Annotated in this window: 14 protein-coding genes; 10 read left to right on the top strand and 4 right to left on the bottom strand. The window is 36.9% G+C overall.

Going from position 1 to position 19,167, the window contains the following annotated elements:
- Nucleotides 1-75 precede the first annotated feature (75 nt).
- The 6 genes from P0077_RS02205 to P0077_RS02180 are packed head-to-tail and all read left to right on the top strand — an operon-like array spanning nucleotide 76 to nucleotide 5,845.
- On the top strand, nucleotides 76-618 hold the full coding sequence (locus P0077_RS02205) for a heme NO-binding domain-containing protein (protein WP_276167538.1): 543 nt from the start codon (nucleotides 76-78) through the stop codon (nucleotides 616-618).
- Nucleotides 611-2,602 (top strand): PAS domain-containing sensor histidine kinase, encoded by a 1,992-nt coding sequence (locus P0077_RS02200; RefSeq protein ID WP_276167537.1) that lies wholly within the window; start codon nucleotides 611-613, stop codon nucleotides 2,600-2,602. Before P0077_RS02205 ends, P0077_RS02200 begins: the two co-directional genes overlap by 8 nt.
- Nucleotides 2,603-2,604: 2 nt before the next feature.
- Nucleotides 2,605-3,738 carry an FIST signal transduction protein gene (locus P0077_RS02195; protein ID WP_276167536.1) on the top strand — a complete coding sequence of 378 codons (1,134 nt, stop codon included), beginning with the start codon at nucleotides 2,605-2,607 and terminating at the stop codon, nucleotides 3,736-3,738.
- On the top strand, nucleotides 3,738-4,820 hold the full coding sequence (locus P0077_RS02190) for a sensor histidine kinase (protein WP_276167535.1): 1,083 nt from the start codon (nucleotides 3,738-3,740) through the stop codon (nucleotides 4,818-4,820). Before P0077_RS02195 ends, P0077_RS02190 begins: the two co-directional genes overlap by 1 nt.
- Nucleotides 4,801-5,118: an Hpt domain-containing protein gene (locus tag P0077_RS02185; RefSeq protein WP_276167534.1), complete on the top strand. Its 318-nt coding sequence runs from the start codon at nucleotides 4,801-4,803 to the stop codon at nucleotides 5,116-5,118. The genes P0077_RS02190 and P0077_RS02185 overlap by 20 nt, the downstream gene beginning before the upstream one ends.
- Before the next feature lie 4 nt (nucleotides 5,119-5,122).
- Nucleotides 5,123-5,845, top strand: a complete 723-nt coding sequence (locus P0077_RS02180) for a LytR/AlgR family response regulator transcription factor (RefSeq protein ID WP_276167533.1) — start codon at nucleotides 5,123-5,125, stop codon at nucleotides 5,843-5,845.
- A 443-nt stretch (nucleotides 5,846-6,288) separates the two neighbouring features.
- On the opposite strand, the gene P0077_RS02175 is transcribed toward P0077_RS02180, so the two are convergent.
- Entirely contained in the window at nucleotides 6,289-8,349 is a 2,061-nt protein-coding gene (locus tag P0077_RS02175) for a tetratricopeptide repeat protein (protein WP_276167532.1), read from the bottom strand.
- A 210-nt stretch (nucleotides 8,350-8,559) separates the two neighbouring features.
- Here P0077_RS02175 and P0077_RS02170 point away from each other — a divergent pair, with 210 nt between their 5' ends.
- A complete protein-coding gene (locus tag P0077_RS02170) occupies nucleotides 8,560-8,862 on the top strand; it encodes an STAS domain-containing protein (protein WP_276167531.1) in 303 nt (100 codons plus the stop codon).
- A 51-nt stretch (nucleotides 8,863-8,913) separates the two neighbouring features.
- Here P0077_RS02170 and P0077_RS02165 read toward each other — a convergent pair whose 3' ends face one another.
- The 3 genes from P0077_RS02165 to P0077_RS02155 are packed head-to-tail and all read right to left on the bottom strand — an operon-like array spanning nucleotide 8,914 to nucleotide 14,752.
- Complete coding sequence (locus P0077_RS02165) at nucleotides 8,914-10,443, bottom strand: cellulase family glycosylhydrolase (RefSeq protein ID WP_276167530.1); 1,530 nt, start codon at nucleotides 10,441-10,443, stop codon at nucleotides 8,914-8,916.
- Nucleotides 10,440-11,663, bottom strand: coding sequence for a hypothetical protein (locus tag P0077_RS02160; protein WP_276167529.1), 1,224 nt, complete (start codon nucleotides 11,661-11,663; stop codon nucleotides 10,440-10,442). The genes P0077_RS02165 and P0077_RS02160 overlap by 4 nt, the downstream gene beginning before the upstream one ends.
- Before the next feature lie 2 nt (nucleotides 11,664-11,665).
- Entirely contained in the window at nucleotides 11,666-14,752 is a 3,087-nt protein-coding gene (locus P0077_RS02155; protein WP_276167528.1) for a hypothetical protein, read from the bottom strand.
- A 525-nt stretch (nucleotides 14,753-15,277) separates the two neighbouring features.
- Here P0077_RS02155 and P0077_RS02150 point away from each other — a divergent pair.
- From P0077_RS02150 to P0077_RS02140, 3 genes are all read left to right on the top strand, one after another.
- Nucleotides 15,278-16,534 carry an oligosaccharide flippase family protein gene (locus tag P0077_RS02150; RefSeq protein WP_276167527.1) on the top strand — a complete coding sequence of 419 codons (1,257 nt, stop codon included), beginning with the start codon at nucleotides 15,278-15,280 and terminating at the stop codon, nucleotides 16,532-16,534.
- A gap of 74 nt (nucleotides 16,535-16,608) precedes the next feature.
- Nucleotides 16,609-17,853, top strand: coding sequence for a glycosyltransferase (locus P0077_RS02145; protein WP_276167526.1), 1,245 nt, complete (start codon nucleotides 16,609-16,611; stop codon nucleotides 17,851-17,853).
- Nucleotides 17,854-17,906: 53 nt separating this feature from the next.
- Complete coding sequence (locus tag P0077_RS02140) at nucleotides 17,907-19,058, top strand: response regulator (RefSeq protein ID WP_276167525.1); 1,152 nt, start codon at nucleotides 17,907-17,909, stop codon at nucleotides 19,056-19,058.
- Nucleotides 19,059-19,167: the final 109 nt, after the last annotated feature.

Genomic DNA, 19,167 nt, shown 5'->3' with positions numbered 1-19,167 from the left:
AATAATTGGTTTTCACAACAAAAATTCCTAAGTACATACTACTTTTCTTACTTTTATTAAATAAATTTAAGAGCTATGAAAGGAATAGTATTCACGGAATTTTTGGAAATGGTCGAGGCTAAGTTTGGACTTGAGACCTTGGACAACATAATAGAAAATGGAAATTTGCCATCTGAAGGAATTTATACATCCGTTGGAACGTATGAATTTAACGAGATGGTTACCCTCATAACCAACCTTAGTGAGGAAACAAAAATTCCTGTCGGTGATCTTATTTATGCTTTTGGTCTGTACCTTTTCGCAGGTTTGGCCAATTCGCACCCAGAGGTCATTAAGAACTACAATACTCCCTTAGGTCTTTTATATTGTATAGAAGACCATATTCATGTACACGTTAAAAAACTGTACCCAGATGCAGAATTACCAACCTTTAAGATTCTTGATAAAACAGATTCTAGAATTACTATGGTATATTCTTCCTCAAGAGGCTTATATCGTCTGGCGCATGGTCTCATAGAAAAAGCCTTTGAACATTTTGGTGGTTCTGCAACTATCACATATGATCTATTAAAAGAGGACGGTACAGAGGTGAAATTTGATATTGTTCAAAATGGATAGTAGTAAAGAGGTACAACTTCTCAAAAAGGCTTTAGAAAGACAGAAAAAAGCGAGGCAACAAGCCGAGAAAATTCTAGAACAAAAATCTACTGAATTATATGAAACTGCGGCTCGCCTGAAAGAGGCCAATGGTACTCTAGAGAATCTCTTGAGCGAAAAAGTGTCTGAGCTAGATGGCGTATTTGTAAATATCATTGACCCTTACGTAGTAATGGATCTTACGGCCAATGTTATTAAAATGAATAGTTCCGCAAAAGAATTTTTGGGATACGACCATACCAAAGAAAGTGTAAACTTAACAGAGCTTGTACACAAAGATTATCTTCAATATACCGCAGAATCTTTCAAATACCTTTTAAAAGTTGGTACATTAAAAAACTACAGGGCTAAAATAAATGTAAAGAATGGAGATGAGAAATGGATTGAAATCAATAGCAGCTTAATTTATAATACAAAACAGGAACCTATTGGTGCACAGGGTATTATTAGGGATATTACACAAGAAACGGAAATTAAAGAATTACTTGATCAACAAAGAAAGCAGTTAGATATTATTGTTGAAAGTTCTCCTTTAGGCATAGTCTTAAGTGTTGAAGATAAAATCATAAAATCAAACAGCACGTTTACTGAGCTCCTAGGTTATACAGAAGCGGAGTTTAAGACAATGAAGCTTAGTGAGTTTTCAAAAGATATAGAAGGAGAACCTACGGATGAAATTATGGCGAAAATGTTAGCAGGTGAAATTGATGCAGCAATCGCTATAAAAAGATACTATAAAAAGGAAGGTGGCTGCTTGGTAGGTAAGACTTCTGTAAGTGCAGTAAGGGACTACAAGGGCAATTTAATGTATCTCTTGGCAATGGTTGAGGATATTACCAGGGAGCGTGAAGCCGAAGAGCGATTGAACTACGAGCGCGAAAAATATGCGAGTATAATAGCTAACATGAACCTTGGCCTAATAGAAGTAGATACGAATGACGTTATACAGCTCGTGAACCAAAGCTTTTGTGCTATGAGCGGATATAAGGAAGAAGAACTTTTAGGAAAAGTAGGAAGTGAAGTGCTTCGTGTTCAGAACAAGAATATTCTAGATAAGGAAAATGAAAAACGCACAGAAGGCGAATCAAATTCATATGAATTAGAGGTTTTTGATAAAGCTGGAAATAAGAAACATTGGTTGGTAAGTGGTGCACCAAGATATGATAATCAAAAGACCTTAATTGGCTCGGTAGGAATTCATCTGGATGTTACCGAACAAAAAATTCTACAAAATCAAAAAGAGCAATTGCTTAAGAAGCTTGAACAAAGTAATAAAGGACTTCAGGAATATGCACATATCGTTTCCCATGATTTAAAATCACCATTACGAAGTATAAGTGCTTTGGCTACTTGGATACAGGATGATTATAAAGATGTCCTTGATGAAGCAGGTCAACAGAACTTAACATTAATGCAAGAGAAGGTTGCTTCAATGGATAAGCTAATTCAGGGTATTTTGGAATACTCAACGGCTAATGATTCCGCCTTGGATAACTCCAGTGTTGATTTGAACGTTGTTGTAGAAAAAATCAAGGAAAGTATATTTATTCCTGATCATGTGGCCTTAGTGGTTCCTAAAGTTTTGCCTACAATTATTGCAGATAGTACCAAGATGCACCAGTTATTTCAGAACATACTATCCAATGCCGTTGTTCATATTGAAAAAGAAGTGGGTCTTGTAGAGGTATTATTTGTGGAAAACTCAACCCATTGGCAGTTTTCCATTAAAGATAATGGGGTAGGTATTCCAAAGGAGTACCATAAAAAAATATTTGAGATTTTTCAATCTATAGGAGCTAATGAAAGGTCCACCGGTATAGGACTTTCTATAGTAAAGAAGATTATTGATCGCTATGAAGGCGAAGTGTGGGTAGAGAGTGAAAAAGATATGGGTACCGAGTTTCACTTTACTATTAAAAAAGAACCAACTAGCCTAAATAGTTAAAGATGAAAATAGTACAAGCGGTAAAAGAAGTAGCGGAGCCCTTTAAATTAATATCTGGTGAAAATCAAACTTTGGATAATCCTTTGGTTTTGGTCTTTGGAAATAGGTATGCATTAGAAGATAAAAGCCTTTACAATGAAGTAAAGGAACTTTTTCCGGGAGGACATATTGTTTTTGGTAGCACTGCTGGCGAAATTATTGGAGATTCGGTACAACAAGGTTCGGTATCTTTGACAGCTATTGAGTTTGAAAGATGTAGTTTCACAGTAAAGAGGGGTAATGTATCGGACATAGATGATGACCTTGTACTTGGTGAAACTATTCTCAGTGAGTTTCCAAAAGAAGGCCTAAAATATATTTTTTTAATATCGGAGGGAAGTTCTGTAAACGGCAGTGCTTTAATTGGCGGTTTTGAAGATGCAAGGCTGAACCATATTGGTATTTCTGGTGGATTATGTGGTGATGATGATCGTTTTGAAAAAACACTTGCCTCCTACAATGAGAGCCCTAAGGAAGGTGAAATTATAGCTATAGGTTTCTATGGGGAATCTTTGGAAATTACGAGTGCCAATTATGGAGGGTGGACACCTTTTGGGCCTGAACGTACAATTACAAAATCTGAGAACAATATACTTTATGAGTTAGATGGGCAGCCCGCTCTAGATTTATATAAAAAGTATTTAGGAGATAAGGCGCAAGAATTACCAACTTCTGCATTGCTTTTTCCGTTAAGCGTGAGGGTAAATGAAAATTCGGAGCCTGTGGTCCGTACCATTTTAACCATAGATGAAACAGCTAATACAATGACATTGGCCGGTGATGTTCCAAAAGATGCACGTGTTCAATTAATGATGGCCACCGTAGATGATATTGTAGATGCGGCAAGTGTTGCTGCGCAATATGCCATGGATAATAGAAAGAATGAACCAGAATTAGCTATTTTAATAAGTTGTGTAGGTAGAAAGCTGGTTATGGATCAAAGAACGGAAGAAGAAGTGGAAGAAGTAATTTCCGTTATTGGTAGCGGAGCAGCAGTCACAGGATTTTACTCTTACGGGGAAATGGCTCCCTTTGTAGGCCAAGATGCTTGTAAGTTGCACAACCAAACTATGACCTTAACTTTATTTAGTGAATAATGCACTCTCTATTAAAACGACAACTTAAGAAGAACCTACCTGCATCTCTTAGTGAGAATGAAGATATGCAGCGGTTTTTGGATGCGGTAGAGATGTCATATCAGAATTACGATGAAAAATTAAGCATGATACAAAGAGCTACTGCCATTAGCTCTGAAGAATTATTCATCGCCAATAGGGAGCTTACTAAAGAAGCTGAAAGGCAAAAGAAAATTTTGGCGTCATTAGAATTGGCAATGACTAGCTTAAATTCAAATTTAAGTAGTGAAAATCAATTTAACAATGATGCGAAAAAGGAGTTTGATGTTGAAAAATTGGCACAACAAATTAGTAAATTGGCTTCCCAGGTGGGCGAAATGACGGAAGAAAAAAATGTACTATTGAAGGATCTGGAAACTCAGAATGATTCGCTTAATAATTATGTGCAAATGGTATCACATGATTTAAAATCGCCTATACGGAACGTAAATGCGCTTTTGAGCTGGATACAAGATGACAACCAGAACAGTCTAACGGAGGATAGTAAGGAAAATATAGAATTGGCATCAAGTAATCTCGTGAAAATGGATAATTTGATTAACGGTATTTTAGAACATGCTACCATTGGAACAAGTATGGAGTCTAAAATGAATGTAGATATCAACCTTCTTTTAAATGAAATTGAAAGCTACGTGCCGTTGCAAGAAAATATCACCCTGAACTATGGGAATGATTTTCCGGTTATACATATAGAAAAACACCTTATTGAACAGATTTTTGCTTACTTAATAACAAATGCCATTACTGCAACCAAGCATCTTAAGAAGGGGGTAATTACTATAAAATTTGAGGATCAGGCTGAGTTTTGGAAATTTTCTGTAATTGATAACGGAAAAGGCATCCCGGTTAAGCATCAAACCTCCATATTTGAAATGTTTAAGAAGTTAGAGAATAATGATAGCTCGGCAGGAGTAGGACTGGCTTTGGTCAAAAAAATTGTTAGATTGTATCATGGTTCCATAGAACTGGTATCTGAAGAAAATATGGGAGCTAATTTTTCGTTTACATTAAAAAAGGATAGCAATGGAACAACCAAACCTTAAGTACATAAAAGAATTATCTGGGGATGATATTGAGTTCGAACAAAAATTTATCTCTATCTTGAAGGAGGAATTTCCGGTGGAATTAGCAACATATATGAAACATATAGATAGTAATGAATATAATGATGCTGCTGATATAGTTCATAAATTAAAGCACAAGTTCAATATTTTGAGTATGGAGGAAGCATACGGATTTGCAGTTACCTTTGAGGAACAATTACGTGCTGGTATAAGTGACATGGATTCGGAATTTAGAGAAATATTAACCAAAGTAGAAGGCTTTCTTAAAACTCTTTAATAGCATGACCTGTATTATCGTAGACGATGAAGCAACGGCCCGCGCCATAGTAGCAAAACACTGCTCTTCGGTGTCGGATTTAAATGTTGTGGGCGAGTTTGATAATGCAATAGACGCTATAAAGTTTTTAAACCAACAAGATGTAGATGTTGTGTTTTTGGATATTCATATGCCTGGATTTAGCGGGGTTGATTTTGTTCAAACTCTAAAGAATTGTCCTAAAGTAGTGTTGACTACTTCGGATACCGAATTTGCCATAGAAGCATATGAGTATGAGGCTATTGTAGATTACATGGTTAAACCGCTAACTGCAGAGCGCTTTGCAAAATCCGTTCAAAAGATTAAAAATGCACTCGAAAAAAAGGCATCTCCCGTTTCAGGTTCTAATCCAAAAACGAATACTACAGTAGAAGCTGAAAAAGATTTATATATCAACATCGATAAAAGGTTGATAAAACTGAATTTGCACGAAATTCTTGTGGTAAAGGCGCAAGGCGATTATATTGATATTACCACAGAAAACAAAGAATATAGAGTACATACTACACTAAAGAAAATAAAAGAGAAATTACCAGATAAAACGTTTCTACAAATACACAGATCTTACGTTATAAACTTCACTAAAATTATAGATATTGAAGACAATAGCGTTCTAATCAAAAAGATGGTGATTCCCATTAGTCGATCAAATAGACCAGAACTCATGAGACGGTTAAACTTGGTTTAAAGAATTTCTGCAATTTTATGCCATTCATCTATAGGTTAAGGTGATTCAACGTAAGTGCTTTCTTATTTTTCAATTTCAGATGTAAATTTGTAGTAAGAATATTAAAGCCATCTACTATGAAAGCAAATCTCTTATACATTTTAAACTCCAAAGGGGCCGCTATACGTCTAATAGGTGTACTTCTATCCGTTTTAATAGGTATTGTGTTAGCTGTTATGAGTATCTGGAACTATTAAGAAAAGTTAGACCGTAAAAGAGAATGCTATACGTATTACTCGCTTTTATCTCTATATAGCTAATCTTAAAAAATATAAATAGGCGTTATAGTTTGTAGGAATTATTCTCATCGATTGGGTTCTTGAGAATATGTTTTGTATCAGGACAACCTTTTAATTAAAAAGGTTGTCCATTTTTTTTGCACTCCTAATTCTTCAGGAGGGTAGTTATTTTACTATCTTTTTGTAGAATAAAGGTTTTTTGGTCATTAACCACTTTAGTTTTAGTCCAATCTCCGTAAACTCAAAACCAGCAGCAGTTGCGGAGGCAATGTTACTGTATTTACCATATAAGTTGCCACTAAAACGTTTAGAAAATTTATGGGTTACACCCGCTTCGGCCCTAAATATTATCGTATTTGGGTCTTCTTCTACTTGCTGTAATCCGGTAGCCGCACTCATCATGTACGTAGTGTTTTCAGAAAACTCTCCCCTTAAGTCACCAAAGAGCTCTACCGCCTGATACTTTTCCGGACTAAAGTAAATAGTTGGTACTTGATCGGCAAAAGAAAGATATTGATAATTGACACCTACTTTTAAGGCCGGTTTACGCAAGACGTTATAGTATAGGGAGGTAAACAGAAGCTTTCTAATATTATCATCACTTTGTGTCGTGTAAATGGCTTGGGTATACCAACCTAGATTAAAGTTGGTGCCTAAATTGTAATTAAGGCCAAAGTGGTTCATTACAATTTCCCGCTCAATAAGGTCGGCATTAAAGCTTTGAATCTCCCGTTTGTAATTAAGTTCTAGATTTTGAACCTTAAAAGGTTGCATTAAAAGCTTAACGTCTATTACTGGTTGTGTATAGGAAGCTGAATCAAAACTAGATTTGTTCAACCCTAAAACGGTCTTAAATGTAGTTTTAGGAAGTAGTTTATAATCAAACCCAGCAGAAAGCACATGGGAACTTGCCTTGTTATTTGTTAACGTGTTTTCGGTAGTCCTATAGTTATACGAAAGATTAGTGCTTAATTTTGTTGAAAGGGGGACGGTAGCAGTTGTATTTGTAGAAAAAGCTACGTTTTTACCGTTGTCAAAAGTATAAGCTAGGTGTTCTTCTAAAGTTGGTGTGAACGATATATTCAATTTATCAATAAAACCAAGAGCATCTTTCTGGTCTTTAAATACTTTGAGCGTACCAAAAGCGGCTTTGTATGCTGGAACTATACGGTCTGCCGCAAAAAGTGCATTGGCTTTACCTAGGTTGCCGTCAAAAGAGGCATTATCATTTTTTAGGATAGCGTCATAATTGGCAATACTCTTTTTTGGAGCACCTGTATAAAGACCATGCATAGCTTTTAGGGCGTAGATCCAATTGCGATTTTCGTATGTAGTTTCTAACGCTGCTATTTCAGTTTTAGCCTGGTTGTATTTTCTATTCCATATTAAAGCTTGTACATAACGATCATACGTTTGTTCCTTCAAAGCTTCATCCTCCAAAGACTTTACTCTTTCTTTTGCTTCTGTAGCGACTACCAAAGCTTGTTTGTCGTTCTCTCCAATATGTTCTGCAAGGGCTATACCGTTCAGGGCACTAATTGAATCTTTGGGTGAAGTCGCTAGGCGACGGTATGTTGATTTTGCTTTCTCGGTATTTTTTGTAATCAAATAGAGATTGGCAAGATTTAGTAAAGCATCTTTATCTTCAGGGAAATCTGTAAATATCTCTTTTAACAAGGCTTCTCCTTTTTTGTAATTCTGAGCGTTTACATAGGCATTTGCATAGCCTAAGCGCATATATTTTTTTGATGTCAGGGCACCCTTATTACCCGGATCAATTTGCAAGGCCTTTTCAACCCATTCCAAAGCCTTTTCGTATTTTTTTAAATTGCTAAGGGTATTGGCATAACCTAAAACTGCGCCAAAATTTTCAGGATAGTTAGCTACTAAGTCAGCATATAGAGGCTCAGCTTGTTTATACTTTTTGTCCCAAAGGAAAGATTCGTTGTAATTGATTTGAACTTCAAAATCACCAGGGTATTCTTTTAAAAGGTCTGAGAAAATTCCTGTGGCTTTTTCGGGCTCACCACTCAAACCTACAGCACGGCCATAACATAGCAACGCTGTTTTATTGTTTGGGTCATCAACGAGATAACCCTCAAAAAAGGTCTCCGCTTGCTCAAAATCACCATTCTCCAGTAAGGTAAAGCCAGGTTGAAGTGGACTTTGCGCCATTCCTATAAACGAAAAGAATAGCACGATGCAGAGTGTATTTAGTTTTAACATTAAAGTAAGTTTTTTACCACAAGTGTATAACGACTATAAAACTTTTTTATTGGTAATTATTTTATAAAAGTTTTGCGCCATTTTTGAATAATGAACAATAAAACTTGCTCACATACAGTTATTTAAAGTCCAGTTGCAAAGCTCTTTTAATTTTTAGTGTCTTGAATAGAGTTTTACAACTGTAAAAATTAACCTACAGAACTTTACATTATGGCTTTACAGATTACGGAATCATGTGGTATATTTTGCGTTCACGGAACATTGAATTTGAATAACGCAACTATTTTAAGTCGACACATAGGTAGATACTTAGGTTCGGATAGACGGATAATTATCAATCTAGAACGTTTATCGGAAATTGATGCGAACGGTGCATTGGCCTTAAAACGGTTATATGATTTTGCTGTAACCCGCAATCGTACGTTGACAATATTAGGTAGTGCCAATGAGCGGGTTTTCTCCTTATTGAATAAAACTAATACCACGTATATACTTGGTACTAATCAAGCTTGATATTTTTGGACCAGTACTTTGAAAAATATTGGAGCTAATCAACAAAGGGTTTTATTTTTTTCCCGAATTTGTAAATACCTCGTAAATGGGTTTTTGGTCTCCCTTAAAATCTAGAAGGCCAAAATGGCGTTGTCTTACTTTTCGCCATGGCAGGCGCCCAACTACAGAGGTCGGGATATTTTTAAAATCGTAAAGCGTCCATATCATATGAGATAACTGTTCTCTTTCCACAACTTTTTGAATAGTCTCTACATATTCTTTTTGTTTTTTGTCCGAACCGGTATAGGCATTCCAAATACCATCATATGAAGAGTATCCGTACTCTTGTAGAATTAAAGGTTTATCTGTAACCTCTTCTTTAAGTTTAGCAAGAACATTTTGAAACTCGGAAGCTTCTCTATAGTAATGAAAGGAGACCAGATCTAACTCGTCCTTTAGGTTAACGGCGGCTTCTGGGCTTGACCAGCCAATGGTAATAGCATGTCTCGGATCTAGTTTGCGAATACGTTCTACGGTTTGCTCTAACCAAGAAAGTACCAAATCTTTTCCGCGCGATTCAAAATCAAGGTCAGGTTCATTCTTAACGTCCCAAGCAATAATAGCATTATGGTCTTTTAAAGCTTCTACTACCTGTTCAACATGGCGATTGGTCATCGTCCAATCGCTAACGCTATAATTTCCATAAAAATCAAAAAGTGTAGGCATGATTGACAGTCCGTTTTTTTCGGCAATATCTAACGTCAATTTTACTCTTTGTATTTTTTCAAGGTCTACATGTTCTTTTCCAAAAGATTCATAGGGAATAAAAATACGTAAGCTATTGACTCCCATTTTCGCCATGAGTTTAAAATCATGTTCAATAATTGAATCGTTGAATTTTTTTCCGAACATATCCCAAGGTGTGTCCTGTGGATAGTAATTGATGCCTTTAAAGTGATAATCATTAAGATTTTGAACTTGTGATGGCATTTCCTTCATTTGTTCCGGTAATTCGGTTTCAACCAATTGTCGAATCCTCCAAAAACCATCTTCTAATAGCAGCATGACCTTGTAATCCGATGTAAATCTTCGCTTTGTCACTAAAGTTTCGTCTTGGTAAACCTCTTCGTAAGCCGATACATTTTTATCGGTCAAAACCACCAATTTTCCATCGGTACTATAAAATTCTAAATTTGGATGATGCTCTAGCGTGGTGGTCTGCAGGGTAACTTTATTTTTAAGGTTGAGGTCGGTAACCTTAAAAAGTTCCGTGCGCATACTATCCGTATAATAATCAGCGATACCGTAGGGTACGTTGTTGGCATAAGCAGCATTCCGTACTTGCCAAGCGCTCATATAATCGCGCTCAATTTCACCCAAAGTTTGTTCTTCCATGGGCCTACCTTCATTTTGGGCAATTTCCCATTCTACTTTTGGAAGATAGCTAGCTGAAATCTCCTCGTGTAAATGTAACATTGAAGTACGGTCGGCACCGGTATTCAAATAGGTCCAGGCACTGCTGATTCCGAATAAAATTAGGCCGTTGAGAGCCAGAAATGACAGCAGCAGAAAAATACGATATAAAGTTTTGTTCATTTTCATTTTAGTACTACTGATTTTATTTTGGTTAGGCCTGCAGTCTTAATTTTCAACTCGTAGGTATCGTTCGGGAAGAAATCTGCCGAGAGTTTAAATTGGCCTTCTCCCTGCATGGAAGAGGTTCTGAGTGTGTCCAAAACCTTACCGTTTTTGTCACTAACGGTCAAAGCAATGGGCATACCATCAGGTACAAGTTGGTCCATAAAACTTTTAAGCGGACCTACGGATATGGCTCTATAATCTTCTGAAAAATGAATTTCATAATCGGTTATAGAAGCTTTGAAATCAACTTTTACAGCTTTGCTTCTTGCCGCGCCGGTCACAAATGCCTCCACGGACCAGCTCGCTTTTTGCTCGGGATGTAAAAGTCGTGCTTCAGCTTTGCCGTTAAGGGTCGTGCCCTGTGCTTTGAGTTTTGCACCTTTATCATCGGTGATGATAAAACCTACCAAGGTGCCGTCTCCCACAATATTACCATAGGTATCTCTTAAAATGCTTGTCCTAAAGGTAATCACTTGGTTGCCATCTGCATATTCGTGATTTCTTTCGTAGGATATGGTGAAATCCACAGGATTTGCAGGGTAGATAATTGTGGTAAATTCTTTGGAGTCAGTTTCATTACAAGCGGAGGAAATCAACATACGGCCAGATTTTTCGGGAGATCGTACTAGAGACCACGCCATAAGGTTTTTAGTGCGTAATTCTTGTTCTGTTTGGCTATCCTGAAACTGGACTTTACTGTAAATTGATGTACTATCGTTTAAAGGGTTGTCATAGAAATCAGTAGCAAGCATAACGAACATGGCATAATCAATAGGTCCTGCCGTTAGACTTCTAGGTCCTAAATACGATTCTAGAAAAGTGCCATTTTTATTATTGACTAAGATGTTAAGTGTACCACTCATTTTTTCTTCGGAATCGGAATTCAAAGACCAATAGCATATGCCCGATTTTTCGTAAAAGTTCTTTGGAATAGCAAATTGCAAAGTATCATCAACAACGGAAGGCTTAAGAACCGTGGTGCCCACCGCATTTCTAAAAATAAGATTAGGACTGGCTTCTCCTGAGGCTTTGAAGTGGAGAGCGAATGCTTCCCCGGCGGTAAAGTTCTCTTCTGTTGTGAGCAGTTCAAAGGTAGCGCTTGAAACTTCCTTTTTCTCTGGTTCTTTTGAACACCCTAAGAAAAGCAGCATGAAAGCAATGCAGATATGTACAAAATGCATTTTCATTTCGGGTTACCTATATAACTGTTCAACTCAAATTTTAAATATTGAAATCCATCACCGGAATACGGTTGCAATTGGTCCTGGGCATGCGATACATCTCTATCTGGGAAAAGTTTTATACCAATTTCTGAATTCGGACTTCCGTTTACAAAACAATTCTCTAGACTACTATTTATGATTTTAATATCCGATAGACACGCCACATCATACTCGAAGAATCGTTTTCTCTGAATACGGACACCATCGGTTAAAAATTCATGTTCTACCCAAATCAGTTTTTTATTATCGTCATAATATGAAATCAATAACTGCGGAATAGTAACTTCCTGTATACCGGAGTTGTAAAGGGTACCACTTATTTTATCTCCTTCAAAAACCAATTCCTGAAGGCTAACCTGCTTGTATAAGTCCGTATTGGCAACGTTACCGGCGCACTGTAGATTAAATTTTGTAGGCTGTTCCTCAAAAGTCATTGGAGTGAACTGGTCCGGGTTAAAAGTAGGGGGCAGGGTATCTTTTGTTGATGACCAGGCAATTCCTTCAAAATCTATTCTAAAGGTGGTGGTCTCTTTTGGCATCAATTTATGTTTGGCTACATCTTTAGCATTGTAGGTAGCAAGTTCTTTGTTTTCATCATTATAAAGTGTGCCTTTAATGACTACATCGGCGGGTACGTGATCCACGTTTTGCAGTTCTCCAATAATGCTGTAGCTACCTTGGTATTGCACCAGTTTGGCTTTTAATACCTCTAAAACAGGTTGTTTTAGAACATCCTCGTGGTGAGTTTGTTGGGTTGTAATCTTTCGTCTACCATGATTGAAAAAGGTGGTGTTGTTAGAGGTGAACAATTGGTCCGGTGGTAAATCATTATCCAGAGAAGAAGGCTCTATGTACCACTTGCCTTTCTTTTTAATAAGACTGTGATAAAAATCTTTATGAATACTTTCTAAAGGCGTAATCCATCTAGTAGCGGCCTTAACCCGGGCGCTTGTATCATTTTGTTGTAAAAACTCAATGCCCAGTGAATCTAGTTTTGCGTAAGAGCTAAGAATACCATCTGTAACAGATACTTCTAACATATATTGGGCAATGGTCTTTCCGCTATCAGGGTTTAAAAAAGAATGCGCTTTATTGAATTCTTTAAAATCAATAGCATCGTAATAAGCTTCAACTACATTGGTAGGGGCGATCTGGTCTACGTTTTTAATGTAGAATAAGTGTATTCCAAAAACCAGTACAATCAATATAATAAACGCCCATATATGATTTATGATTACCAATTTCTTTGGAAAATTGTTGTGTACAAGTGCATACTTCATAAACTCACCTTGCGGTAGTTTTCTAGCTTTTAGTGCTCTTACCCAAATCCATTGAATATTTATTATAAAAGCGATGACCACCGTTAGTATGGGAATGATACCCCACATAATTTTAATTCCTACGGGTACATCTTCTTTGGGCATTATTGTAGGGAACGGCGGGACGTTGAGTTTTTCCCACACCATAATTCCGTTCTCTAGTTGTTGCAAGCGCTGCCATCCGCAGAAATAAAGAATGGGATCATAGAATTTATCGTTTGAGAAGATGTATTTAAGGTTGTATTTCTCGGGTACCGTTAAAAACTGCTGTAATGACCCTATTCCTTCTACACCCCTAAACTTTGAATTTTCTAACCGTTCAATTGCCCTAGTGGTAAGTTCGGGCAAACGTCGGGCGGAATGATAGTTTCCATCTACCGTCATTGCCTTTGTTTGAGCAGATAACCAAGCCATTTGATCTCCGAACCCCAATGGTAAATAACGCCAATGGTCATGAGAATCTTGACTTAAAAAGTTGATAATGGGCTGCATCTTTATTTTTGCCGGCTGTGATGGCCTAAAATAGCCAAGACTCATGGTAAAAATGACCATGAACAAAATACCGCCCATAATTACGCCCCCCAAAATACGATGGTATACACGACCCCAATTTTCCTGAATACGTTCTTTTAAATCGCCCTCTACCATACGAAAGGCAAATTCTCCAAAAAGAGGCAGAGCCATAATGGTCGCCCAAAGAGTAAAACGGTCTAAAGTCAATATATTAAAAGCGGTTTCACCTAATAATATGAGAGGAAGCGGAGTTGTTCCACCGGTACCTAAAAGGGTTAGCATTGAGAACGATAATCCAAAAAAGATGTAGCGCCTGCTGTAATATCGATAAAAAAGAAAAGGAAGGATAAAGGTCAGAATCCCCCATGGGATAACAAAAAATACGAGTCCGGATGAGGTTACTTCTAGAAAATTATCACGAGACCCATGTGGAATGGGTACTTGGGTAATTGGATTTTTCTTTGAGTTGAGCCAATAGGGAAATATGCAGGTAACAATAAGGAACAATGATGAAAAACCGAATATGACGATTCGCCAAAAACATTTTTTAAATTGTTTGAAAAATACCCAAAAGCGTACTTCTTTAAAGCTGTTCACTTGGTCTCTGGCCGAATCCATTACGGCCATGCCTAGCAATGGAAAAATAAAGAATACCATTCCAAAAATAGGCGTTACATGGTGAGAAGTAACCGTCACGGCAATCAATGATAGACTTGTGGCTATGTACCTTAGCTTACCCGTTTTTACCCAAAGGTAAATCTCTGGTAAGGAATGTAGAAGTACCGAAAGTCCAACGATACTTGGCAATTGCCCAAAAATATGAAGGGTTTCTACAAAGGTGGAAGAGAACACAGCTAGTATGGCAGTATAGCCTGCAATTTTTCTATCACCGGTCATCAATAACCCAAACCGATATGCTCCCGTGATGAACAAAACAATTGCAATCATAGCTACGGTGAACATTCCAAACTTGAGTCCGCCTATATGAGAGAGAATTCCAATAGATTGATGTACCAGTGGAGGGTAGGCCTGTACGGTAAAACCTGTGTACCACCTATAATCCCACGGCTCAAACCAACTGTTGGCGTAATGGTCCGCAAAAAACAAATGTATCAAAGCATCATAGGTAGTCTCAAGGGTAAAGAAGATACTAGACCCGTGAAAAGCTATGCCTATGACCAGTGCTAAGATTAATAAAACGTTGGTACGCTGCATTCGTAATTATTTGTCAGAAAATATAACACTATAACGGTGTTAATATTGTATTTCATCGATGGTATTGCTGGTTTAAGGCTTTCAGCCATTATTCTATAGTCAACCATTATTGGACTTTTTAAAAAATAGAAAGGTCAAAAACTGGTGTAATTATACCATTATAAATCAGCTATTTGAAATGTTTTTAATGTGTTTGGTGGTTGAAATACAGGTTGATGTTTTTATTTTTAGGAAGAGGGTTTACTCCGTTTGGAATGTTTGCTGGGACAGCTTTTGATTGTTGAGATAAAGGCAATCCAATAAAATTTGATTTTATCGATGAAATGCATAAATATCTCTTTAAAATACAACATTTCATCGATTATAAGTTAATTCTTACAATAAAATTACGGATTATCGTTTACGTATTGTTCTCATAAATCTCAGTCTAAGAAAGTGTTAACATTTAATATACAGTTGAATGTGTTTAAATTCAGAAAGACTCGGATTTGTGAGTTAATTAAAAATGTAGGAAATATATAAATTATGACAGCCATCAAATTAATGTTTAAAAAAGTATCCCAAGAACAACTGTTCATGGGGAGCGTACTTTTGGTAAATGGTGGTAACTATTTGTACAACCTATTATTAGGGAGACTTCTAGGGCCTGCAGCATTTTCGGAAGCTGCACTTTTGGTAACCTTATTATTGGTACTCTCCTTTTTGGGAATGACATTTCAATTGGCAGCAGCAAAGTTTGCAGTTATTTTTTCCGGTACGGAGTGGAATATATTTAAGAATATTACCTACCGTCAAGCGAGCATTGTAGGTCTTGCTTTGGGCATCATCATTATAGCTTGCTCTAAGCCGTTACAATATTTATTTAATACGGAAAGTCATTGGATGTTTGTTGTATTTGGTGTTGGTGTACCTATATATTTCTTTATGAGTGTAAATAGAGGAGCCTACCAAGGCCGGCAGGAGTTTGGTAAATTATCTATTACCTATCAAACAGAGATGTGGAGTCGTCTGCTTTTGACTATGGCCTTACTTTTTCTTTTGGATATTGAACCGGGTACTTTAGTAGCACTGGGCATATTTTTGTCTTTTCTTTTCGGACTTTTTCCTTCGGATAGTACATCCATATCGTTTACAGAGTCAAGAAAGCTTGAGCCTGAGAGTGCCAAAAGAGTTTCCCAATTTATTTGGTTGACCGCTTGTTATGAGTTTACTCAAATCATAATAAATAATAGCGATGTATTATTGGTGAAACATTACTTTGAACCCATGGAAGCAGGATTGTACGCTTCTTTGGCCTTAATAGGTAGGGTAGTGTATTTTGTAGCTTGGATGTTTGTTATGCTATTACTTCCTGTTGTAGTACAGAAACAAAAAGACGGAGAGCCCACAGCGCCAATTCTATTTAAATATGTGTCCTATATAGGGTTATTGTCCGCAGCTATTGTTGTGGTATGTTATATTTTTCCAGAATTGATTATCACTTTAATGTTCGGGGATTCTTATATAGCCATGTCCAGTTTATTGTGGCAATATGCATTGGCTACCTCATTATTCGCTATATCAAATATTTTCGCCTATTACTTTTTGTCATTAGATCATTATGTACCCGTTATTTTATCGGGAATATTAGGCCTTTCGCAAATAGTATTAGTGGTATTATATCATGAAAGTTTGGAAAGTGTAGTGCATATGCAGCTCATAGCCATGACCTTATTGCTAGTGGTTCAGTTGGTCTATTTCGCTAACAAAGAGTTACGGAGTAAGAGTGTGGCCGAAAACTGAAAATAGTAAAATCGAATTATATAAAAATACAGGATAATCACCATATTAAATAGCCTAAATCTTAAATATACAGTATGAAACTAGCCATTGTAACCGCATATCCTCCTAGTAAGGTCACCTTAACGGAATATGGATATTACCTTGTAAAGCACTTTAGACTGCAAGAAGAAGTCACCGAAATTATTTTGATGACCGATACAACCGAAGCCCCTAAAGATCTTTCTTTTGAAGAAGAAGGTTGTAAAATTACGGTTGCCGAATGTTGGGACTTTAATAGCTATGCGAATTTACTAACGGTGAACAAGGCTATTAAAATGCATAAGCCAGATGCTGTACTTTATAATTTACAATTCTTAAAATTTGGGGATAAAAAAATACCTGCAGCTTTAGGTTTGATGTTGCCTTATATGACCAAATTTAAGGGCATTCCCACCATTTCATTATTGCACAATATTTTGGAGCAAGTAGACTTGGATAGTGCCGGGTTTACAAAGAATAAATTACTCCAGAGTATATACGGATTCATTGGAACAACTTTGACCAAGTTTGTTTTGGCCTCCGATATTTTGGCGGTAACTATAAGCAAATATGTAACCATTTTAGAAGCAAAATATAAGGCGAAGAATGTGGCGTTAATTCCGCATGGCTCGTTTGAGACACCTCCAAAACCAGATTATAGTCTTCCTGCAGGACCCAAACAGGTATTGGCTTTTGGTAAGTTTGGAACCTACAAAAAGGTTGAGGTCCTTATTGAAGCCGTAGAGGTCATTCGTAATAGGAGCAATGAAGATATAGAAATAGTAATTGCAGGAACGGATAGCCCAAACACACCTGGTTATCTTAAGAAAATGGAAGAATTGTATAGCCACGTACCTCAAATACGTTTTACGGGTTATGTTGCCGAAGAAGATGTACCTGTAATTTTTGGCGATAGTGCCGTTGTGGTCTTTCCGTATACTTCTACCACGGGTAGTTCAGGAGTGTTGCATCAAGCGGGTAGTTACGGAAAAGCCGTTGCCCTGCCTGATTTAGGTGACTTAAGTGTATTGGTTCAGGAAGAAGGCTACAGAGGAGAATTCTTTTTACCGGAGAATAAAGAATCTTTAGCGGATGCCATAGAAAAAATACTTTCAGACGATGCCTATAGAACAGAACTGGCCAAAACCAATTACGAAGCAGCCTGTTCGTTGCCAATGAGTACTATAACTCAAATGTATTTAGACTATTTTAAGGCTATACAAGTGCAAAAATCAAAAAGACAGATAATAGATGTTAATGCAATAGGAGTAACTCCCGCAAATATAAAAGTAAACGCTTAATACAAAAAAAAGGATTCCCAAATCTTACTCTACAAACCATAGACCTTACCATCATGAAAATACTTACTATTGACGACCAATTGCTGATTCTACTTTCGGTAGAAAAAAGACTATTAGAATTAGGTTACGAGGTTAAAACCGCCGATTCAGGTGAAAAAGGCATTGAAATTTTCAATGATTTCAAACCAGACCTCGTATTAGTTGATATAAATATGCCAGGTATTACAGGCCTAGATGTGGTAAAGCATATTCGTGTCGACAAAAAATCCGATACCCCTATTTTAGTAATGTCAGGTAATACAGATGAAAAAATCATAGTAGATGGTTTCGATTTAGGCATTAATGATTATATGAAAAAGCCAGTAAGTCTAGACGAAATGGCGGCGCGTATAAAACGTATTATTGGAGCGCCAACAGTCGTTAAAGAATCGACATCTAGCGCAACTACTGGTGAAGGGGGCAGAATGTTGCAAAAACATTGTGTTGGTGTAATTATTCCCTGTTACAATGAGGAAGACCGACTTTCAGGTCCGGAGTTCAAAAGTTTTGCACATAAAAACCTTGGGTACCACCTATGTTTTGTTAATGATGGAAGTACCGATAAAACATTGGAGGTATTGCATGAACTGAGAAAAGGACATGAATCCAATATTAGCGTTTATAACTGTGAGAAGAACGGAGGTAAAGCGGAAGCTGTACGACAAGGTATTTTACATATGATGCAAGATGAACAATTGGATTATATTGGATATTTGGATGCCGACCTTTCAACTGATTTTAGAGATTTTGACGATTTGGTGAAAACAATAGAAGGTTCTCAGTTTAAAATTGTAAGCGGTTCTAGAATCAGTAGAATGGGAGCGAACATCACTAAAGAGTCCGCTCGTAAAATTATAAGCATGACCATTAATATGATCATACAGACCATATTGGGTATGCCATTTAAAGATACGCAATGTGGTGCTAAAATAATGGATCGTGAAATAGCTTCGACCATGTTCAATAAAAAGTTCATTACCAAATGGCTTTTTGATGTAGAGATTTTTATGCGAATGAGAAAGTTTTACGGCAAAGAAGAAGCTAAACGTATTATTTGTGAACAGCCGTTAAAAAGATGGATTCACGCAGATGGGTCTAAGCTTTCTATGAAAGACTCGGTTAAGATTGTTGGGCAATTGGCTAGGATTGCTGTTTCTTACAGATAAAATAATATTCCTTAATTCTCGGGCAGCTCGAAATTCAAATTCATGGGGCTATGAATTGATATTTTGAGCTGTCTTTTGTTTTGGCAAAAGCTAAAGTATTCTTAATAGC

It is taken from the genome of Zobellia alginiliquefaciens (genome assembly GCF_029323795.1).
GTDB lineage: Bacteria > Bacteroidota > Bacteroidia > Flavobacteriales > Flavobacteriaceae > Zobellia > Zobellia alginiliquefaciens.
This window is presented reverse-complemented; position numbering and strand designations above follow the sequence as displayed.